Annotated in this window: 19 protein-coding genes; 5 read left to right on the forward strand and 14 right to left on the reverse strand. The window is 37.8% G+C overall.

The features are described from left to right. Positions 1-170 precede the first annotated feature (170 nt). The 3 genes from FS608_RS30165 to FS608_RS10100 form a co-directional block, all read right to left on the reverse strand. Positions 171-311: a hypothetical protein gene (locus FS608_RS30165; RefSeq protein WP_186328672.1), complete on the reverse strand. Its 141-nt coding sequence runs from the start codon at positions 309-311 to the stop codon at positions 171-173. A gap of 122 nt (positions 312-433) precedes the next feature. Continuing rightward, positions 434-1,276, reverse strand: coding sequence for an aldo/keto reductase (locus FS608_RS10095; RefSeq protein WP_144549554.1), 843 nt, complete (start codon positions 1,274-1,276; stop codon positions 434-436). A gap of 198 nt (positions 1,277-1,474) precedes the next feature. Further along, a complete protein-coding gene (locus FS608_RS10100) occupies positions 1,475-2,068 on the reverse strand; it encodes a hypothetical protein (RefSeq protein ID WP_144549556.1) in 594 nt (197 codons plus the stop codon). Positions 2,069-2,316: 248 nt separating this feature from the next. Between FS608_RS10100 and FS608_RS10105 the strand changes: the two genes are divergently transcribed. Beyond that, a complete protein-coding gene (locus tag FS608_RS10105) occupies positions 2,317-3,084 on the forward strand; it encodes a YqcI/YcgG family protein (protein ID WP_144549558.1) in 768 nt (255 codons plus the stop codon). Positions 3,085-3,151: 67 nt separating this feature from the next. Here the strand turns inward: FS608_RS10105 and FS608_RS10110 are convergent, their stop codons facing one another. The 5 genes from FS608_RS10110 to FS608_RS10130 all read right to left on the reverse strand — a co-directional run bounded on the left by FS608_RS10110 (position 3,152) and on the right by FS608_RS10130 (position 11,055). Further along, complete coding sequence (locus FS608_RS10110) at positions 3,152-4,183, reverse strand: LacI family DNA-binding transcriptional regulator (RefSeq protein WP_144549560.1); 1,032 nt, start codon at positions 4,181-4,183, stop codon at positions 3,152-3,154. A gap of 172 nt (positions 4,184-4,355) precedes the next feature. Beyond that, on the reverse strand, positions 4,356-7,538 hold the full coding sequence (locus FS608_RS10115; RefSeq protein ID WP_144549562.1) for a glycoside hydrolase: 3,183 nt from the start codon (positions 7,536-7,538) through the stop codon (positions 4,356-4,358). Positions 7,539-8,242: 704 nt separating this feature from the next. Then, complete coding sequence (locus tag FS608_RS10120) at positions 8,243-9,301, reverse strand: PrsW family intramembrane metalloprotease (RefSeq protein WP_144549565.1); 1,059 nt, start codon at positions 9,299-9,301, stop codon at positions 8,243-8,245. A gap of 122 nt (positions 9,302-9,423) precedes the next feature. Then, positions 9,424-9,978 (reverse strand): hypothetical protein, encoded by a 555-nt coding sequence (locus FS608_RS10125; RefSeq protein WP_144549567.1) that lies wholly within the window; start codon positions 9,976-9,978, stop codon positions 9,424-9,426. A 369-nt stretch (positions 9,979-10,347) separates the two neighbouring features. After that, positions 10,348-11,055, reverse strand: coding sequence for a DNA alkylation repair protein (locus FS608_RS10130; RefSeq protein ID WP_144549569.1), 708 nt, complete (start codon positions 11,053-11,055; stop codon positions 10,348-10,350). A 342-nt stretch (positions 11,056-11,397) separates the two neighbouring features. Here FS608_RS10130 and FS608_RS10135 point away from each other — a divergent pair, with 342 nt between their 5' ends. The 3 genes from FS608_RS10135 to hcp all read left to right on the forward strand — a co-directional run bounded on the left by FS608_RS10135 (position 11,398) and on the right by hcp (position 14,622). Further along, positions 11,398-12,303, forward strand: a complete 906-nt coding sequence (locus FS608_RS10135) for a DUF3231 family protein (protein ID WP_260871638.1) — start codon at positions 11,398-11,400, stop codon at positions 12,301-12,303. A gap of 11 nt (positions 12,304-12,314) precedes the next feature. Next, the gene (locus tag FS608_RS31210; RefSeq protein WP_260871639.1) at positions 12,315-12,452 is read left to right on the forward strand and encodes a DUF3231 family protein; all 138 of its coding nucleotides are present in this window, start codon (positions 12,315-12,317) and stop codon (positions 12,450-12,452) included. Positions 12,453-12,948: 496 nt separating this feature from the next. Continuing rightward, the gene (gene hcp, locus FS608_RS10145) at positions 12,949-14,622 is read left to right on the forward strand and encodes a hydroxylamine reductase (protein ID WP_395947774.1); all 1,674 of its coding nucleotides are present in this window, start codon (positions 12,949-12,951) and stop codon (positions 14,620-14,622) included. A 198-nt stretch (positions 14,623-14,820) separates the two neighbouring features. Here hcp and FS608_RS10150 read toward each other — a convergent pair whose 3' ends face one another. Next, positions 14,821-15,171 carry a VOC family protein gene (locus FS608_RS10150; protein WP_144549576.1) on the reverse strand — a complete coding sequence of 117 codons (351 nt, stop codon included), beginning with the start codon at positions 15,169-15,171 and terminating at the stop codon, positions 14,821-14,823. Positions 15,172-15,539: 368 nt separating this feature from the next. Between FS608_RS10150 and FS608_RS10155 the strand changes: the two genes are divergently transcribed. Then, a complete protein-coding gene (locus FS608_RS10155) occupies positions 15,540-16,076 on the forward strand; it encodes a DUF3231 family protein (protein WP_260871640.1) in 537 nt (178 codons plus the stop codon). A 191-nt stretch (positions 16,077-16,267) separates the two neighbouring features. Here FS608_RS10155 and FS608_RS10160 read toward each other — a convergent pair whose 3' ends face one another. The 5 genes from FS608_RS10160 to FS608_RS10180 all read right to left on the reverse strand — a co-directional run bounded on the left by FS608_RS10160 (position 16,268) and on the right by FS608_RS10180 (position 18,540). Next, positions 16,268-16,639 carry a TfoX/Sxy family protein gene (locus FS608_RS10160; RefSeq protein ID WP_144549578.1) on the reverse strand — a complete coding sequence of 124 codons (372 nt, stop codon included), beginning with the start codon at positions 16,637-16,639 and terminating at the stop codon, positions 16,268-16,270. A gap of 48 nt (positions 16,640-16,687) precedes the next feature. Continuing rightward, positions 16,688-17,158, reverse strand: coding sequence for an SRPBCC domain-containing protein (locus tag FS608_RS10165; RefSeq protein WP_186328673.1), 471 nt, complete (start codon positions 17,156-17,158; stop codon positions 16,688-16,690). 83 nt (positions 17,159-17,241) lie between these two features. Beyond that, positions 17,242-17,715, reverse strand: coding sequence for a DinB family protein (locus FS608_RS10170; protein WP_144549582.1), 474 nt, complete (start codon positions 17,713-17,715; stop codon positions 17,242-17,244). A 32-nt stretch (positions 17,716-17,747) separates the two neighbouring features. Next, positions 17,748-18,200 carry an SRPBCC family protein gene (locus FS608_RS10175; RefSeq protein ID WP_144549584.1) on the reverse strand — a complete coding sequence of 151 codons (453 nt, stop codon included), beginning with the start codon at positions 18,198-18,200 and terminating at the stop codon, positions 17,748-17,750. Further along, a complete protein-coding gene (locus tag FS608_RS10180) occupies positions 18,184-18,540 on the reverse strand; it encodes an ArsR/SmtB family transcription factor (protein ID WP_144549586.1) in 357 nt (118 codons plus the stop codon). Before FS608_RS10180 ends, FS608_RS10175 begins: the two co-directional genes overlap by 17 nt. Between the last annotated feature and the right edge of the window lie 259 nt (positions 18,541-18,799).

The following is an 18,799-nucleotide window of genomic DNA, read 5'->3' on the forward strand; positions in this document are numbered from 1 at the left end:
AGCTGTAAAATTTGGTAGTTCTAAAGACCTAGTCGAATCATTTAAGATGCATCAATCTTTCAGAAAAGAGCAAAATTTAAATATGGCCTCTCTTGATTAGAAGAGGCCATAAGTTCGAGATATTGTTGGTTATCCGCAGAATGATTTATCTAGTCGTGCCCACTTCAAATTTATTTCATTTTAATAGGAGTTACGACAGCAAATAAATTTTCAGATGGATCATTTACCTTTATTTCTATTACTTTATATCCAGTTCCTCCGTCGTTAAATGCATTTTTAGTTGTTTTTATTATTAATTCATTGTTGTTCATAGTGATTTCTTCCTTCCAATCAAATTCTCACAGAAGTTACTATATGTTGACGGAATAGAAATGTGCATCATTTTTAGAAAAATTTAGTTGTATGCTTTTACAGTTTAAATACTTGGACCGGTTTAAAATTCTTCGTATACTGCCGGATCCTGATTGTTTAATCTACCATCTGGGCGAGTTAATCCGGAAATGATACTCATTTCTGTTTCATCAAGTGAAAAATCAAAAATAGATACATTTTCAAGCTGACGATCAGGAGAAGCTGATTTAGGAATGGAAATGGCCCCAAGTTGATAATGCCAACGTAAAATAATTTGTGAAATGGACATATTATGTTGTTCTGCAATTTGTTTAATGGTGTCATTTTGTAATACTTGATTGGCTCGAGCTAATGGACTCCAGGATTCCGTTGTAATATTATTTTCTTCATGCCATTTTCTCTGTGGGCCTTGATTGAAAAATGGGTGTAATTCGATTTGGTTAACGCTAGGTTTTACACCTGTTTCTTTTTCTAAACGCTCGATATGTTCTGGTAGAAAATTACATACCCCAATTGAACGAATAAGCCCCCATTTTTTAGCGTCTATTAACGCCTGCCAGGACTCCACATATAGATCCTGTTTTGGGTTTGGCCAATGAATAAGATATAAATCATAATAATCTACCTTTGCGCGATATAACGATTCTTGAATAGTTGTAATGGCTTTGTCATAGGTTTGATAGCGTCCTGGCAGTTTCGATGTAATTTTTAATTTTTCTCTAGGAACAGAACTGCATCTAACAGCTTCTCCCACCGTGCCTTCGTTTTCATAATTGTATGCTGAGTCTATTAATCTGTAACCAATATCAATCGCACTTACTATCGAATTAACACCATCAGCTCCCTTGAGTTTATATGTACCCAAACCGATAACAGGTAACGAAAGCCCGTCATTAAGTGTAATTTCTGGGATGGATATAACCATAACCACTCACTCCTTTCTGTATTAATCTAAGATTAGCACAATTTTTATAGCATTTCATGGAAAGAAAAGGTTTTATTACCATTACATTCAGGAAAAATAGTTTTGCATACAAAAAACACTTACCTGGATTGCTATTTTCTCGCGATTGGAGGAAGTGCTCTCCTATTAGTCGACAATTTTTAATCTTCCTGTTTACCTTCAGCTGGACTCATCTTTCTCTACTAAAAACTTTCTCACCATGACTTTATTTAAATGCCTCATTCCCAGCATGCTAAGATTCATCCAAATCCAGCTATAAAACTGGCCAAACAGGAAAACGCCTGCTGCCACTGTACCACTTACTCGGCTTGAAACAGAAGGTCCTAAAACGGGGAATTTAAATATGTAAAGTAAGATAAGAATACCTGCTGAAAGAAAGGTTCCTCCCAATACCGATACCATTGATTCTGTTTTATACAGTTTAAATCCTGTCCCAAGGGCAATGCCGAGAAGACCGGTAGTAAATAGGAAGACCAGGACTTCACTAGGCTGCAGGATGATCAATAACAAAGCAGTAACACCGTATGTTAACAGACCGATTCGGATGGAAATAACCATCGCAAGAACAATCGGTCCGGTAGTCATGATGCTAAACGCATAACCAATCCCACCTATCAAACCCGCTGATTGAAGGATGGCAGCGGTCGCACCTAACAGGCTGCCAAGCACAAGCTTCATATTATTGGTATACTGAACGGTTGTAATCTTATGTTTCTTTTTAAATACGCCCAAAGTCCAAGTTATCAATCTCATAAGCATCCTCCTCGAACTGGTAAATGGCGATCCGATCTGCAGATTTTCCTCAAAGAGTAATGGATATTGGCCCCATCTCTAACATCTATTCTTTGATCAGCAATTGATGCATGCTTTTTTCATGAACAATCGGAAAACGCCATGGCCCCTATAAACTCTGATACCAAGTGATATTCCTGAGAATTTAGCGGTTTGCCCATTTAAATCAGGACATCTCCCCACTCTTGTACGTATGAATATACTGCAGTATGGAGGTGTCAATCGTGAAAGGACTTTATATAGATGATCCCTTAGGCAGGGTCCAATTAAAGGAATGGGAAAAGAAAGCTATAGAGAAATTCTCCACTAAAATGAGTGACAAAGAAAAACCCTTTCCCTGCATCCCTGCAACGATAGGATTTTCTCAGAACCATTTGCGGTACAGCTTTATCGGTGAGCCCAGGGAAACTTCGACAATATATGAACTTGCGGAAGCATTGAGCGAGTATTCAAAAATTTCAAGGGAAATCGGATCATACACATCACTGATTGTTTTTTATGAAACCCCCGAGGACATGAAGGCAGCGTTTACGGTTGAAGATTATGAACAGCTATTTTGGAAACATCTAAGCGGCTTGGCCAGAATCGACAGATTTGATTGGCCAGTGGATATACCAATGGACCCCCATCATCCTGTCTGGGAGTTTTGCTATAATGGGGAGAAATACTTTATGTACTGTGCAACACCCGCCCATAAGAATCGAAAAAGCAGGCATTTTGATGAAATGATGCTTGCCATTACCCCGCGTTGGGTTCTCCAGGAATTTAACAAATCACCCAATTTCGCAAATGGGATTAAACAACAAGTTAGAAAAAGGCTGGCAGCCTATGATACCGCTCCTATCCATCCTGACCTAAACAGCTATGGAGCTGAGGATAATTTTGAGTGGCGGCAATATTTTCTTCGGGATGATGATTCGTCATTGTCCAAATGCCCCTATCATCGGTTTCTAAACTTGTTTAAATCTAATCAATGATGACCGCAGGATCCACCGCCTGCGTTTATTTTATTGGTTTTATAAAGAAAAAGGACCCCCTTAGGTCCTAGTTTAGTGCAGTTGAGTTCCTTTTTGTGAGATAGGGTACAATTGTTACTTCCTTTGATTTTTCAGGTTCTTGCTCATTTTTTGCATTAATTATTAAATCGAGTGCAGCCTGCCCAAGTTCTTCGTAATTGTGGTTAATCGAAGTTAAACTCGGTGTCAAAATATCGGCGACAAACGAATCATCATAGCCAACAAAGGCAAATTTCATCGGATCGATCTTTTGCTGATTGCATGCAACCAGCGCTCCGGAGGCTATCATATCATTCATACAAACAATTGCCGTAGGCAGCTCCTTGTTTTCCAGCAGCTTTTCCATCGCTATTTGTCCACTGCCTACCGAAAAACCACTATAAATATGCCATTCAGGATGGTAAATCAGACCATTCTCCAGCAGGTTTTGTTTGAATCCCACTACTTTTATATCGGTTGAAGTTATTCCCTGCTTTCCACCTAGCAAGCCAATGTTTTTGTGCCCCATTTCGACAAGATGATCCACAATTAGTTTCATACCCAACCGCTCATCGGATTTGACTTGAAAACAATCGACTCCCGCCATCTCTCCATTGACCATCAACACAGGAATCTTATTCATCACTTCGAGAACTTCTGCCGCCTCTTCTGCTTCCGTTACCGATTTGTTAATACGGCCGCCCATCATGATGATGCCTTCGACCTGGCGTTCTGAGAGAACCTTTAGATAAACCGACTCCATTGCACTATCATTCATAGAATTACATAGGAAAATCGTATAGCCCTTTTTTTGCGCGTATTTTTCCAACTCAATGCAGAAGCTTGAGAAGAATGGATTTGTGATATCTGGCAAGATCAATCCGATCATCTTCGTTTCTTTTTTGGACAAACTTCTCGCAATACTGTTTGGTTGGAAATTATATTCCTGTATTTTCGCTAGTACTTTTTCTTTTGTTTTTTTGCTGACGGGATAATTGCCATTTAAAACACGGGACACCGTCGCGGGGGATACGTTTGTCGCTTCGGCAATATCGTAGATGGTAAACGTTTTTTTGTCCAAAGGAAACTCTCCCTTCTTTTTAAAAAAAGTAACCTAAGTATCTTTCTTTCAATTGTAATCTATTTTATTAGAAAAATGGTAGTCGAACAGTTGAAAGAGGCTACGGGGAAATAAAGGTGATAAAAAAAGTCATAGTTGAGGACGTTATCATCCTCAACTATGATCTAGTGGATTATCTAAATTTCACGGTATAGGTTTCCGACTGGAGGCCATCCTCCGATTTTACTGTGATCACCGCAGTTTCCTCTTCTTCAGTTACTTGATAGGAGGCAAATAAGTCAGTAGTGACCGCTGTTACTACAGGATCTTTCGCTGCTTTTTCCTTTACCTTATACGTCAATTGTTCAGTTTGGAAATCCATTAACGGCTTTCCATTGATTAAGATGCTCTCAAGCGTTGCATCCTCACCAATGCTTGGGTCAGCCTTGGTAACATCTCCGTTTCCAAACACTTCAATTTCTGAAATGGCAATGCATGTTTTTGGCATCGCCGTCATCACTACTCGGATCTTCGATGTGGTAACTGGGTCAAACTTCACCGTTAAGTCTTTTGTTGCATTCACATCTACTTGGGTTCCTTCAATACCCTTCCAATCGGTTCCATTCCAATATTCAAGATTTAGAGATTCTGGTGGTCTCGTACCGCCGCCATCATCATAAAAATGGAAATCGATCTTAGATATCGTATCTTCACGGCCAAAATCGATGGCTACCCAATCTTCTGACCTCCAGCTGTTGGGATCCCAATTCGTCCAGCGCTCCGAAGAGATTTCCCCATTGTTGACATTGGTTGTTTTATCATATTGTCCGGTAAAGGAAGCTGATACCTTTGGAAACTCCTGCCCAGAATTAGGAAGGTTTAACGCGATGTTCTGCAATGCCGGTTTGGTCACTTGCACATTGGCCGTTACTCTAACCGGACTATACGGAATAGATCCTTTTACTATAAATTTACCAAGTTCTTCATACTTACTTGGGTCAATCGCTTCCCACTTCACTCGTACGTTTCCTTCCGAACCGTTTTCAAGTTTAGCAGGTACAAATTCCGGTAGTACCGGCTCTTTACCTGGAACCGTTTTCACCTTAATCGGTTCCACACTTTCCACATTACTAACCGTTACCTTTGCCACAGCTGGAATGCTCGTTCCTTCGACCGTGCCGTTCACGGTAAATGTGGTTTCCCTGTCATACTGATCAGGGTCAATCGCTTCCCATTGGACGGCTTTTTGTACTTTTTCACCGTCTCCGTAAATCGTTGTAACTTCCTGAGGCATTTCCGGTGCGATTTTTTTCTTCGTTACAACCACATTAGCTGGCTCTATATCCACAATTCCGGCCTGTTCGATTTTCCAACTCTGATTATTTCCAGCATTGGCTGACCAAACACCCACTCCAGCATTTTCACTTGTTGAACCACCGCCAACTTCGAGGAGCTGACCGCTTGCTGCGTTAATGAACGTATATTGTTGATTTCCGAAGGTGGATAGCATCCACTTTTGGCTTTCTGTGTTTTGATCGGTTTGTACCACTGCGTTCCCATTTTCAACACCAATCACCTTGCCGCTGTTATCAACGATTTTATACTCTTCCTTTGAACTGTATCCATTCGTCACTTTTTGAAGACTCCACTGCTGGCTCGCCTTATCACGGTCATAGGTTTTTTGCACAATCTTGCCTTCCTCTGTGCTATCCAAGACCTTACCACTATTTTTATTGCTAATTTTATAGTGATCTTGATTTTTTAAGAATCCAGCTTCCTCGTTAACTCCTGATACACCGGACACAACAAATGTTGTAATCGATTGTGCCGGAACCACCGCTGCTAATTTTTCATCCTCTACCTTGATGTTATCTTTTTTCTGCAAATTATCAGTGGCAGATGTGACATACGGAGTTGCTGTTGCTGACTCATCTACTGTTTCAAATCCAGATAAGTCGATGTCCACTGCCTTTTGATCCTTGGATGAATTGGTATAAACAACGACAACAGAGTCATCTTCAGAATCAATTGCTGCCAACGTATTATTGTTGTTTGAGTTGATAAAATGATCGCCAGGGCGAATAAATTTACTATAGTTACCAACGGAGTAGTATTTTTTATTTTTGTAGATTTTAAAATTGTTAAAATCATCTGCTGCAAAATCAACTTGAATTAGACCCCAGTTGCCATTTTCATGCTCAGGCCTCATGTTTACCTCATCTTCAACTGCCTGCCACATCACCCATGCTTCTGGTTCGAGTTGCTGGATATCTTCTCTGATTCGTTTCGATATTTCAAGGCCCGGATTGATGTCCTCATGATTCTGGCCGCCGACACTTAGGTCAACCTCTGACATCCACAGTTTTTTTCCTGAAGCTTTGGCAATATCTCTAGCACCAGTTCTTTCACCTGTCCCGTAAGTATGTACATTCAACTGCTCAATATTACTGCGGGTTTCGGTATTATACGCATCCCAATTGGTTCGGAATTTTCCAGGATTCGTCTCGTCCATTGCCGAGACAGCGGTATCCAAGCCTTTTTCGGTCAATTGTTTTTTCACTTCATTGATCATTTTCGCTTGTGATTCCGGGTTCCAGTGTGATCCTTCTTGTCTGCCCTTGGCACCCCAGTAGTTCGTATTTGGTTCATTTACCGGTGAAAGCGTTTTAAATTGAATGCCAGTATCTTTCTGCAGATGGTCGACAACTGCTGTTAAATAGCTGGCAAAATTAGTGTATTGATCAGGCTTCAGGTTATCCCTATTTGAATCCCAGTTCCCGGATACATATCCACTTTGCGTCATAAAGTATGGCGCCGAGTTCGAAAAGGCTTCAAACGTATCTGCTCCTCTTGACTTAGCTGCCGTCAGCCACCAGCGTTGGTTGGCATCCGCGTTCCAGTTCCAGTGGTTGGGAATCGTTGGGTTCCACCAATTCGCCGGCTCTGTCCAGCCTTCTGTGTTTCCATTTGGCGGTCCAAATTCGGCCGGCCGATTCCAATATCCTGGGACTGCTCCGCCTAGACGCATGTATGGAGTGGTTTCTGGCGAATCACCACCGCCGATATTATAACGAGCAATATTAAAATTAAGTCCATCCTCGCCAAAGAGGGCATCGGCTAATTGGTTTTTGATTTCATCCGGCCAGCCGCCTGTAATATTGGCAAACCAAACAAGCGCTGTTCCCCACCCATCAAAAGGTGCTTGTTGATAACTTGGATCTAATTTCACCATTTCTGTGATTGTGCTTGATGGAGTAACTTCAGCAGCTGATACCTTAGGTGCTGCTGCAGGTGCAAGCAGACTAAGGGTAAGGGCAGTAGCCGAACCGTATGTGAATACCTTTTTAGCCATTTGCTTAATATGAGCTTTTGTCATTTTATCATCCCCTTTTACTATTTTGCTAGATTGAGACAGTTTCGGTTTGGATCACCTCCCAAATAGTTGTAATATAGAAACCGGTTTCTATAAAATAGAAAAAAATTTACTCTTAGTTGAGTTAGTACTGTTTGAATGGATTGGGAGTTGGGATTCGTGGTGTCTTTCGTAGGATAGAAATCGGTTTCTATTTCAAACAGGTGTCTGTTAATTCTGAATACTCATCTTGAGTATTAATATAAAATTTGCCAGTGGTGCTGTCAATATGATAGGAAATTTTTGGTTCGTTATTCCTATCTAAAATAGGTCTTTTGGTCTCTGTAGAGGTATGCTAATGTTAAGGGTCTGTTATACCTGAATTTTGGTTTCACTGTGTTTGAAAATAAACGGAAAAATTCCGCTTAAATTAGGAAATTCCCATATTTCCTTAAAAGTAAAGGAAGTTTTTCCGTTTATATGATTCAAATCGTTGGATTTTGTCTTATCTAGAGCAGTTAATCGGAATTTCTCCGCTTATATCTGCTTCTTAAGCTTCACCTATATACATTAACCGGAAATTCTCCGCCTATGAATTTTCATTCCTTCACGAAAATCAAAGCGCTCGACAAGTTTGTCCGTAAAACCGGTATTACTGACATTTTCCCCAGGCACTTGTTTGCGAAAACAGCACGAAAAAAAGAAACAGAAGAACTCTCTTCTGCTTCTTAAACGGTTATTTTTCTTTCTCCGATCTCCTTTAGACCAGCACGGATAAGCAGGAATACTACTACCCATGAAGCTAGCATTAAAAAAATCTGTCCGAACGGGAACATACCTTTTATCGGTGTGTCCCACAAAGCATGCATCAAGACCACCAAGGCAAAGACACGTAAAAATCTAAACCGGAAGAGCATGTTAAGGTTAAATGGATGATCCCCTTGTACTCTACAGAATGCAGCTCCTGTCAACGCGGCCCAGGCTATATGCCCGCCGGGTGCAAAAATTCCACGCCATAGGATCGTATTGTAGAGATTTGCACCATCCCCAGAAAGCAGTGCCCTTAGAGCATACCCCGCGGTTTCAAACGCGGCAAATCCTGCACCGACAGCAGCTCCAATGAGAAGGCCGTTTAGAATATATCTGTATTTTCGGTACCGAACAAACGTAATGACCGTTATAGCTTTGGCCAGCTCTTCCGCAATTCCAATCGTAATCGGATTGATATTGTTTTTTAAAATATTAAAAAACACAAGTGCGACCAACATGGAGAGAACACCGCCGATCAACACAACATAAATCACTCGATAAAAGGCAATATTTTGCGGTGCATTCATCTCCCAGAAGAAGATCAACGTTGTAAACGGAACAGCAAATGCTCCAACGATAATAAGTCCAGGTAAGAAGTTGACATTTCCAAAATAGGTCACACCCATGTAAAATCCTGCGAAGGCAAGGAGCGCAATGATAAACACCCTTGCAAAAAGCCATGGCTTCGGCCATGTATCTTTCACTTCCGTAATTTTGGGTGTCGTTAGTGCCGTACCCACGATAAACAGCCGTTCGGCCTCCAGTTCACTATGATTCCGAAAAACACGCGAAAATACATTTTGGAATTTCGGCTCGATCGTTCGTTCAATTTTTGGAACCATATCAACATAATGGGCAAACTCATAGAAATAACTATTTTCATCCTCTTGTCCGTTATCTTTAAAAAACTTTTCGCCGCAGCTTAAGCAGAACTTCACTCCATCTGGATTGGAATAAACACATTGCGGGCATTTCAAACACCTTCACCCCTTTTGGTTAGCAAAAAACATCCTCACCAAGAGGATGCCCAAAAATAGGTAAATTATTTGAAAAAATGATTACTCCTCCTGTTTTGAGAAGTCTTCCAAACTATCACTTTTTAGAGGCTTTTGATTAGCTTCATCTCTCCATTCTTAGGAATGAATTCACTAACGTTTTCATATTTCTCTTCCTTTTTTGAATGGTTTCGGTCCTCCGCAACATATTCCTTAAAGGAGCAGCAAAATAGCTTTCGTGCAACTTTCCCTTTTTCACCAATTAAGTTAAACCATCCTTGTCCAACATAAAAAGGATTCGTGAGGATATTATCAATGATATACGTGATTCGGTCTTTTTCTTCCCCTGGATTAAATTTTGTTTTGGCTGAAAGAGCCAAGATAAAATAGTTTTTATACCGATCAAATTCCAGTAATTGAAGATGGTACTTCTTGTGCTGCCTTTGATTGAAATCACTCAGGACTATTTTAATACTTTTTTCTACATCTATTTCAAATTTACTTGCATCCTTCCATATCGATAAACGAGAATCAAAAATGGACAGTGTTAATATATAATATGCTTCAAAATTTTTAGGATCAAATACTTCATTACCAGCCTTTTCATCTTCCGGTACGACAATATAGTTTTTATAGTCAGCAAAGAAATTTTCAATCATATCGAATACCCTCTTTCATACCTTAATAGAATGGATGAATAATATGGTTTGTCTTTTTTTATCAGCGACTATTAGCAATATGAAAACAACATTCTACATGAGCTTTTCACACAGTTTTTTAAAAAATCTGACAAATCAACTTCCATGAACCAATGAATTTGAATTGTATAGTATATATTCTTTTATAAAAATTAAAAATCCTGCTTAATCTTGCAAAAATCCTCATCTTCCACGCTTTTAATTAAAAAGTCCCATGACAGAATGAATAATTTGTCGTGTATTCGAAAATGCATTCTAATTTATATCGAATTTTGCAAAAAAAAAAATGGCTCAGTAATGTAATTACTAAGCCACTCTCCATAAGCTATGCTAACATCTTACATATTTACGCTTGAAACCAAGTTTTCCTCTTTCAATTTCCTTTTGAATATTTTCGGAAGCAAGCAGAATACTGCTTTTTTTCTTGTCCCGTTTGATTTCTACTGGTCCCACTTCCTTTGCCGTTTCAACCGCCTTATCATGGAGCGGCACAAACGAAATCCCGACGGTATAGATAAAATTATTCATGGCGGATTTCGTTCGATCCGGAGAATCATGAATCGTATTTTTCACCTGATCAAGCATACTGGCAATCTTGCTTTCGCTGAATTCACTGTCTGGACGATTCCCTAAAAGCCAACAGTAGCAGCTCCAACCTGCAGACATTTTAAGTTCATTACCGCTTACGATCCATTTATCAGCCACATCTTGCGCAATATCGGTTTCAGCCAACGTTACGGCAACCACATAATCAGAAATCATATAAAAATATGCCCCATCTATCCACCGCTCAAAATCTGCCTCCGTCATGATCATGGGGTCCGCAATGATACCTGCAAAATACATGGCATCGTAGTTCCCGGTAGCGTAAAGCTGCTCGGCTAAAGGTTGATTTTTCTTGATTTTCTTTGCAATCGGCTTCATTGCACCTGTCGCCACTCCAAAAAGCGGTTCGTGTGCACCATTACTTATGTATGTCTTCTTCGTTCGTTCCTTGCCGAGTGCTTCCAGTTCCTGCATAACCGTTTCTAAATCCATCGTTTTACACTTCCTCCCTTTTAATTCTTCACACCTACTTATAAATTTTACTAATAATTTTGCGGTCTGAATACTATTTATCAATCTATGCCCCCTCAATGTTCAAAATCTTCCTATTCCGATATCAAAATCCCTTTGATTTACAAATATTCGGATAAACAACACTCTTGAGGTAAAAACTATATTAGAAGCAGTTAAATGATCATCTTTGGTAGAACCCATGAAAACCCTGATTCTATTCATTTTTTAGTTAATATTACTCACAATCAACAGCGCTAATAAACATATCCCTTTAACACCAACCTAGAAAGTGAAATAACAAACACAGAGGAGTAATACATAATGGATAAAAATTCCTTTTCGGAGGACCAAATTGCTGAGCATCAGCAAAATAAACATTTAACATCATCCGAGTTAGCAGATTTGTTTGCAAATTTTCTTGGAGACTCCATGTTTACTTGTGTGTTTGAACATTTTCTGCAAGTCGTGGAAGATGAGGAGGTTAAAGATTATGTAGAATTTGCAATTGCACTTTCTAGAAGACATGTTCAGCAAATAAGTGATATTTTTACAATAGAAAATATACCTATACCTGTCGGTTACGGAGAACAGGATGTTCGAAAAGATGCACCTCGCCTATTCAGTGATATGTTCATGGTTTTTTATATTACCCAAATGGCAAGTGTATCATTAACAATATACAGTAGTGCATATGGAAATGCGACCAGACAAGATATTATGAATTATTTTAGAAACAATTTAAATGATTCAGGAGAAACTTATGAAAGAGGAATCCATTTATTACTTTCTAAAGGAATGGACATAGGTGCTCCAACAATTCCTTATGCAAAAAAGGTTGATTTTGTTGAGGAAAAATCATTTATCTCAATTATAACAGGAAGAGATAGACCGCTTACAGCCCCTGAAATAAAACAGTTGCATAATTTAATCAATACAAATGTGTTAGGTAAAGCCATAATGCTAGGTTTTAGCCAGGTTGCCTCTTCTGAGAAGCTTAGAAAATACTTTCAAGAAGGTGCAAAACTCTCAGGTAAACAAATAAAAGGGTTATCCTTACCATTAACAAATCAGGACTTGCCCTCTCCCAAGTTAGTGGATGCACATATAACAGATTCAACCAGCTCTCCATTTTCCGATAAACTTATGTTGTATCATGGATCGGTAGCAGGAAGTGTTGCACTTACCAACATGGGAACAGCCCTTGGACAAATGATGAGCATGATTTAGCGGTAGAGCTTATGGCGTTCATTCCTGCGATCGGCAAGTATAACAATGATGGACTAAATATGATGATTGAACATGGGTGGCTTGAAGAACCCTTCACAGCAACGGACAGAAAAAAACTTTCTAACTCTTCACCAGGGAATCAGAGATAATTAGGATGAGAAAAATGTGAATAAGAATGCGTTTGAAAAACTGTTATGGTCTATCGCTTTACCTGGTTTTGGACAAATACTAAATAAAAAGTATATTAAAGGCAATTTGTTTATATTCCTTGAATTTCTGGTAAATATCCAATCCAATTTTAATGGAGCGATTATTTCAAGCTTTCATGGAAATATTAAAATCATAACAATATTCATAAAATATGAACGCCCTATTTAATTTCTGATGAAAGGAATGGCGTTCTTTTTTATGCCTCTACAAGTTTTCCTTTTTGTCACGAAGTGTTCAAATCTTTTTGACTTGTTTATGAACAGATTCCTAAAGAACTCCAAATTTAAAAACAATGAATTTATAATGACGATGTAACCAAGTTGATTAAATTGTTAATTACCTATGATACTTATTCAATACACTAAATAAGAGAAAGCTTTTATTGTAGAAAAATAGAAATATAAATTCATTCACTGGAGGAAATTATAAATGAGTATGTTTTGTTTTCAATGTCAAGAAACCTCAAAAGGAACAGGTTGTACCGTTGTTGGAGTATGTGGAAAAAAAGATGATTTAGCAAATATGCAAGATTTATTGATTTACACCATTAAGGGAGTATCGATTGTAAATACAATGGCTCGTGTAATCGGGATTAATCAAAAGAAAACAGATCAGTTTATAGTAAATGGTCTTTTTATGACGATTACAAATGCCAATTGGGATAAAAGTGAATTTTTTAATACAGTGAGAGAAGGCTTAAAGCTCCGGGAAGAAATTAAAGCGGCCATACTAAATGCAGGGTATACTTTAGACAACAATAGTGATTTTGTCACTTGGTATGGTGAAACAGATCATCAGCTAGAAATGAAATCTGCCTCTCAAGAAGTTAGTATTTTAGCAACAAAAGATGAAGATATTCGTTCATTAAGAGAGTTAGTGACTTACGGTTTGAAAGGAATGGCTGCCTATTTAGAACATGCGGCAAATCTTAGCTATGAAAATGAAGAGCTAGATGCATTTATGCATAGAGCACTTGCAACGATCACAGATGATTCAGTAAGTATGGAACAATTGATTGACCTTTCAATGGAATGTGGAAAGTACGGCGTTCATGCCATGGAGCTTTTAGATACAGCTAATACATCAACCTATGGTCATCCTGAAATGACGAAAGTAAACATTGGGGTACGCCAAAACCCGGGAATTCTGGTGAGCGGTCATGACCTGAAAGACATGGACTCGTTATTAAAACAAACGGAAGGCACGGGAGTAGATGTGTATACACATAGTGAAATGCTTCCTGCGCACTATTATCCAGCATTCAAAAAATATGATCACTTTGTCGGTAACTACGGAAATGCATGGTGGGAACAAATTCGTGAATTCGAAAGCTTTAACGGTCCGATTTTAATGACAACAAACTGTATAGTACCGCCAAAGGAATCTTATAAAGGAAGAATGTATACAACTGGGGCAACTGCTGTTGAGGGTGTAACCTATATTCCTAAAAATGAAGATGGTTCAAAAGATTTCTCCGTTATTATTGAACATGCAAAGAAATGCCAGCCGCCAGTAGAAATTGAAACAGGTGAAATTATTGGAGGATTTGCGCATAATCAAGTGGCTCAAGTAGCTGATCAGGTGGTAGAAGCGGTGAAAAACGGTGATATAAAACGATTCTTTGTCATGGCAGGCTGTGATGGCCGCCATAAGAGCAGAACGTATTATAAAGAGTTTGCCGAAGAGCTTCCAAAAGATACGATCATTTTAACAGCCGGTTGTGCAAAATATCGATACAATAAGCTGGATTTAGGTGATATCAACGGAATTCCAAGGGTACTTGATGCTGGTCAATGTAACGATTCCTACTCTCTAGTCATGACTGCATTGAAGCTGAAAGATGCATTTGGACTAGAAAGTGTAAATGAATTACCTTTATCTTACAATATCGCATGGTATGAGCAAAAAGCAGTGATCGTTTTCTTATCTTTGCTTTACTTAGGTGTGAAAAATATTCACGTTGGACCAACATTACCCGCTTTCTTATCACCAAACGTTACAAACTTCTTAATTGAGAATTTTGGTGTAGGCGGCATTTCAAATACAAAAGACGACCTGAAAATGTTCATGAACAGCTCAATTGAAATTCAAGAAAGTACATTTGTTTAATCATACCCAATTCCGACTGGATTAGTATGAAGGATAAAATTAATGATAAAGGGAGAGCCAGTGGCTTTCCCTGGATTTTATCCGATAGTACAAGATAATGAGTTTGTTAAACAAAACTGCCATTTAGTGGAACAAGAAAAGCTGCCAAAATGACAGCCCCCCTCTTCAACTTTTGCCCCCGTTTAGCTTAAGAAGGTTTTAACACTTACACACCATCAAATGATTGCCATCAGGGTCTTTAAAATTAAACCATTGGTTATGCTCTATTCCTGTTGTTATTTCTACATTCTTTTCCCTCATATACTCGTAAGCATTTTCTATATTATTAGTATTGAAATGAAATAGTGGGACTTTGAATGTATTTTCAACTGAAAAAATTTTGCTATCTAATACAATCCCTGTCCCGTTCATAGGTACTATAAACAAATGACCAAATAATATTTCGCCTTCTGCTGCTAAACCAAGTATGTCACAATACCAATTACGAGCCTCTTCAATATTACGTACAGGAATAAAAACTGTCCCGATTTGATTTAGTATAGGATTCATAAATACCTCCAATAAATATGACAATGAATTACTAATTTTATCAATTCGTCGATAGGTCACTTTTTCCCTTTTCTTACTGCACCAAACTGCTTAAAAAATAACCAATAAGCCTTTGGTGTATGATGTTAGCGAATCAACGAAAGTAAAATCTTCTAATATAATAAAAACCGATTAATCTTGTTTTAGCCATAATTCATATTTTTCTTAATCATTGTAAAAGCTGGAAGAAACCGAAAGGATGAAAAAAATATAGATGATTGGTTTTTATTGAACAATGGGGAAAAATACATAGTTTCTCTGACTTAACTTAAAACTGGATTACCAATTCCATAAAATAATCTGTGAAAAATAAAATGGAGGTATTTCTTTTGGATATTTTTAGGAAAACAAAAACCAACACTCTAACCGCTTCCGAAGTATCTGCTCTTTGGATACAATATACCGGTGATAGTATGGCTATCTGTGTTTACAAATATTTTCTTAACATTGTTGAAAACAAAGAGATAAAACCCATTCTGGAAATCGCATTACAGTTAGCTGAGAGACATGTTACAAAAATCACCGAATTCTTAAAAAGTGCTAATTTCCCAATCCCATTAGGATTTACAGAAAATGACGTGAATGTTAATGCTCCCCGTCTTTTTTCTGACCAATCTTTACTTTTTTACTCCTATATTATGACCATACATGGTTTAACCGCATATAGCTTAGCTATTACAAACTCTGAGCGACAGGACATTCCATGCTGCCCTTATTTACTATGGTGCTTCATTATGTTCCAGCTTAAGATTGATATACTCGTAGACTATTCTAAAGTATTTACCCACGCTATGGAGGCTGGTGCTTTTTCTTACAATATTATGGTTAAACATGGATGGTTAGAAAAACAACCGGATTCCGATTAATAGAATGTTCTCTGGTCTAACGATGATTTTTAAAAAAAAGAGTACAAATTATGCGTTATACATACGATGGTACAACGCATTTAATATTTCCTTATTAGTTTATTACTAATAAGGATTCATTTTACTTTAGATACTTCTGTTGCCATACTACAACTGTTTTTTACAATTCTCTAGCTTTATATATATTAAAATCAAATTTCCCTTTTCTTTTTCTTTACAGACACTTTCTCTGGCATTGTTTCTACCCATTGCAACGACCGCTGGATCCATTCCTGTATTTTCTCCGGCTCATGCCTCCATTTCTCCGGAAAGGCAACATACTCCTTCATAGGTCTACCTGGCATTGGTGAAAACTCACCTGCCCCTTCTATTTCCAATAGTTGAAGTCGGTCTTTCTCTGGAAGTCTTACGAAAACAGTTGATCCGAATAAACCAGCAAACATATTTCCATTTAAAAAACTAGCAATGTTCCCGAACATTGGTTTAATATTAATACGAGGATCAATAGGTATGACTGACACGAAAAATGCTTTAGACTCTTCATCTGGTTTTACCATTGGCATATTAATCCCACCTTTCTTAATCACTATTTTTGATACCCTCGATAATTATTAATTTTCAGAATCAACCTTATAAGGATTTCCTGCCCCGCTTACAAGTAGCTGCTGTAAACTAGATAAATATGAAGTCCATCCTTTTTCACAAACCCGATAACATTCTAGTTCTTCTATTAAACCTATATGTGAAAACTTTAAAATGGAATTTTCCTCCGAAACTTCTTCCATCTCAAATCGAATGATGGTTCCTTCCCAGTCTCTTAAATTACTGAATCCACTTGCTTCTGGATGCATTGAGTCAAACACTTTCCATTCAACCAACTTATTAGGATGCAAAGCTGAGATTTCTGCCCTCACATAAAAGCCTGCCTTTGGAAAACGAAATTCTGCCGTACTTCCAATTTCGCTCCCAATATTAGCAAATTGCGTCCACCATTTGCGGACTCCTTCTCCGGTGGATACCACTTCATATAATTTTTCAACTGACACAGGGAAAGAATAATTCATGTGAAAATCTTTTGCCATAATACTCATCCTTTCCAATTAATTAAGAAAAGCAGGAAACCATAGTTATCCTGCTTTAAAAATTTTTAGAAGTTATTTTTTTATTATTCCTCTTTTAGAGCATTTTTTAAGCTTTTGATAATCCCAATATGTTCACTCTCATGGAAGGAAGCGAAGGAAAGAAGTTCGCCAATGGTTTCCAGTTTTAATGGACCAATAGGTAAGGGTTGGGCAATTTTTTCATCAAGTCGTCCGGAAAACGTTTCTTTTACACGCTTTACTTGTTCAGATAGTAATGGAAGAATTTCTTCAATTGTCGGTGGAATTGTTTTCCAATCAGTTGGATTTGTTCCGGTATTGAATAATTCCATATATCCTTCGGGTAGGTTTGGAGTTTCGTTTGCAAAATGAAAGACAATTCCCTCAACAGAAACATAGATATGACCTAACTGCCAGCGTAGAGAATTGGAATATCCACTCGGGATTATGTCTGCATTTTCTTCTGTAATGCCCTGAACCACCTTTAATGTAACATTGCGAGCAAATTCAAATTGATCAAATAACATTTTTTCGTTCATGATATTATTCCCCTTTTTAATATTAGATTTATTTAAACTAAATAAGCTTTCAAACTGCTTTCTAATGAACTTGTCCATCCATGATTATGATTTTTTGCTTCTTCTTCACTTGGAAGCTCAGTATGTGTAACGACTACCGCCGTTGAATTGCCTTTTTCTAGAAATTCAATCGTCACTTTTGTTGCAGGAAAATCATCATTTCCATTTTCCCATTTCCATGTATACACTAATTTTTCATTTGACACGATTTCAAGATATTCCCCAGTAAGAACATGAGTAGCTCCGTTTGGAGCGTGCATATTGAATTTATACTTTCCGTTCACTTCGACATTCATCTCATCAATCGTAGTTGTCATTCCTTCAGGACCCCACCACTTTTCCAGCTCTTCTGGTTTTGTCCAAGCATTAAACACTCTTTCTTTTTTGACTGGGTACGTTTTGTTTAACTGAAGTGTAAAATTATGAGCATTATTCATCGTGATCATTTTTGTTTCCACCCTCTTCTGCTAATAAATATTTTTCTAAATTTGTTAACTGATTTTCCCAGAATGACTTTAAATCATTTAGCCATTGTGTAGCATCATAAAACGCTTCTTGGTGAAGATAATAGTATTTATATCTTCCCACCTTCCTAAAAGAGACTAACCCGGCATTTTCAAGAACCTTCATGTGCTTTGAAAAGGCAGGTAAAGACATGTCAAAAGGTTCTGCCAACTTTTTAACTGTTTTCTCTCCTCTGGATAGCTCCTCTATGATTGCTCTTCTAGTCGAATCTGATAAAACTGAATACACTTGATCAAGATTACCTTTAAAATAGTTAACCATGTGGTTAACTATAAGACAAAATAAAAAGAATTGCAACCTCATTTTTGAAAAACTATGTGTTAGCAAATCTAAATATCCCAAAGAACAGGGTGTTTACCTTTGATTAATAAATGTTTTTTTAGAATTTCCATGCCTTTCGCGGAAATCAGCTACCAATGAAAAAACACGCTAAATTAATTAATTCAGCGTGTTTTTTGCATATTTTTTTATCTATTTAATTTAGAATTCATATTTAAAAAGTTCTTTTTGGTAAACTAAA

Source organism: Bacillus sp. X1(2014), assembly GCF_007678255.1.

Excerpts from the sequence above, each read along its gene's own strand:
- FS608_RS10165 (WP_186328673.1), bottom strand. The coding sequence starts at position 17,158 with ATGGCAAAAGATTTTCACATGAATTATTCTTTCCCTGTGTCAGTTGAA.
- FS608_RS10160 (WP_144549578.1), bottom strand. The coding sequence starts at position 16,639 with ATGCCAATGGTAAAACCAGATGAAGAGTCTAAAGCATTTTTCGTGTCA.
- FS608_RS10100 (WP_144549556.1), bottom strand. The coding sequence starts at position 2,068 with ATGAGATTGATAACTTGGACTTTGGGCGTATTTAAAAAGAAACATAAG.
- FS608_RS10095 (WP_144549554.1), bottom strand. The coding sequence starts at position 1,276 with ATGGTTATATCCATCCCAGAAATTACACTTAATGACGGGCTTTCGTTA.
- FS608_RS10115 (WP_144549562.1), bottom strand. The coding sequence starts at position 7,538 with ATGACAAAAGCTCATATTAAGCAAATGGCTAAAAAGGTATTCACATAC.
- FS608_RS31210 (WP_260871639.1), top strand. The coding sequence starts at position 12,315 with ATGGCGTTCATTCCTGCGATCGGCAAGTATAACAATGATGGACTAAAT.
- FS608_RS10125 (WP_144549567.1), bottom strand. The coding sequence starts at position 9,978 with ATGATTGAAAATTTCTTTGCTGACTATAAAAACTATATTGTCGTACCG.
- FS608_RS10175 (WP_144549584.1), bottom strand. The coding sequence starts at position 18,200 with ATGATCACGATGAATAATGCTCATAATTTTACACTTCAGTTAAACAAA.
- FS608_RS10105 (WP_144549558.1), top strand. The coding sequence starts at position 2,317 with ATGGAGGTGTCAATCGTGAAAGGACTTTATATAGATGATCCCTTAGGC.
- FS608_RS10170 (WP_144549582.1), bottom strand. The coding sequence starts at position 17,715 with ATGAACGAAAAAATGTTATTTGATCAATTTGAATTTGCTCGCAATGTT.
- FS608_RS10180 (WP_144549586.1), bottom strand. The coding sequence starts at position 18,540 with ATGGTTAACTATTTTAAAGGTAATCTTGATCAAGTGTATTCAGTTTTA.
- FS608_RS10135 (WP_260871638.1), top strand. The coding sequence starts at position 11,398 with ATGGATAAAAATTCCTTTTCGGAGGACCAAATTGCTGAGCATCAGCAA.
- hcp (WP_395947774.1), top strand. The coding sequence starts at position 12,949 with ATGTTTTGTTTTCAATGTCAAGAAACCTCAAAAGGAACAGGTTGTACC.
- FS608_RS30165 (WP_186328672.1), bottom strand. The coding sequence starts at position 311 with ATGAACAACAATGAATTAATAATAAAAACAACTAAAAATGCATTTAAC.
- FS608_RS10130 (WP_144549569.1), bottom strand. The coding sequence starts at position 11,055 with ATGGATTTAGAAACGGTTATGCAGGAACTGGAAGCACTCGGCAAGGAA.
- FS608_RS10150 (WP_144549576.1), bottom strand. The coding sequence starts at position 15,171 with ATGAATCCTATACTAAATCAAATCGGGACAGTTTTTATTCCTGTACGT.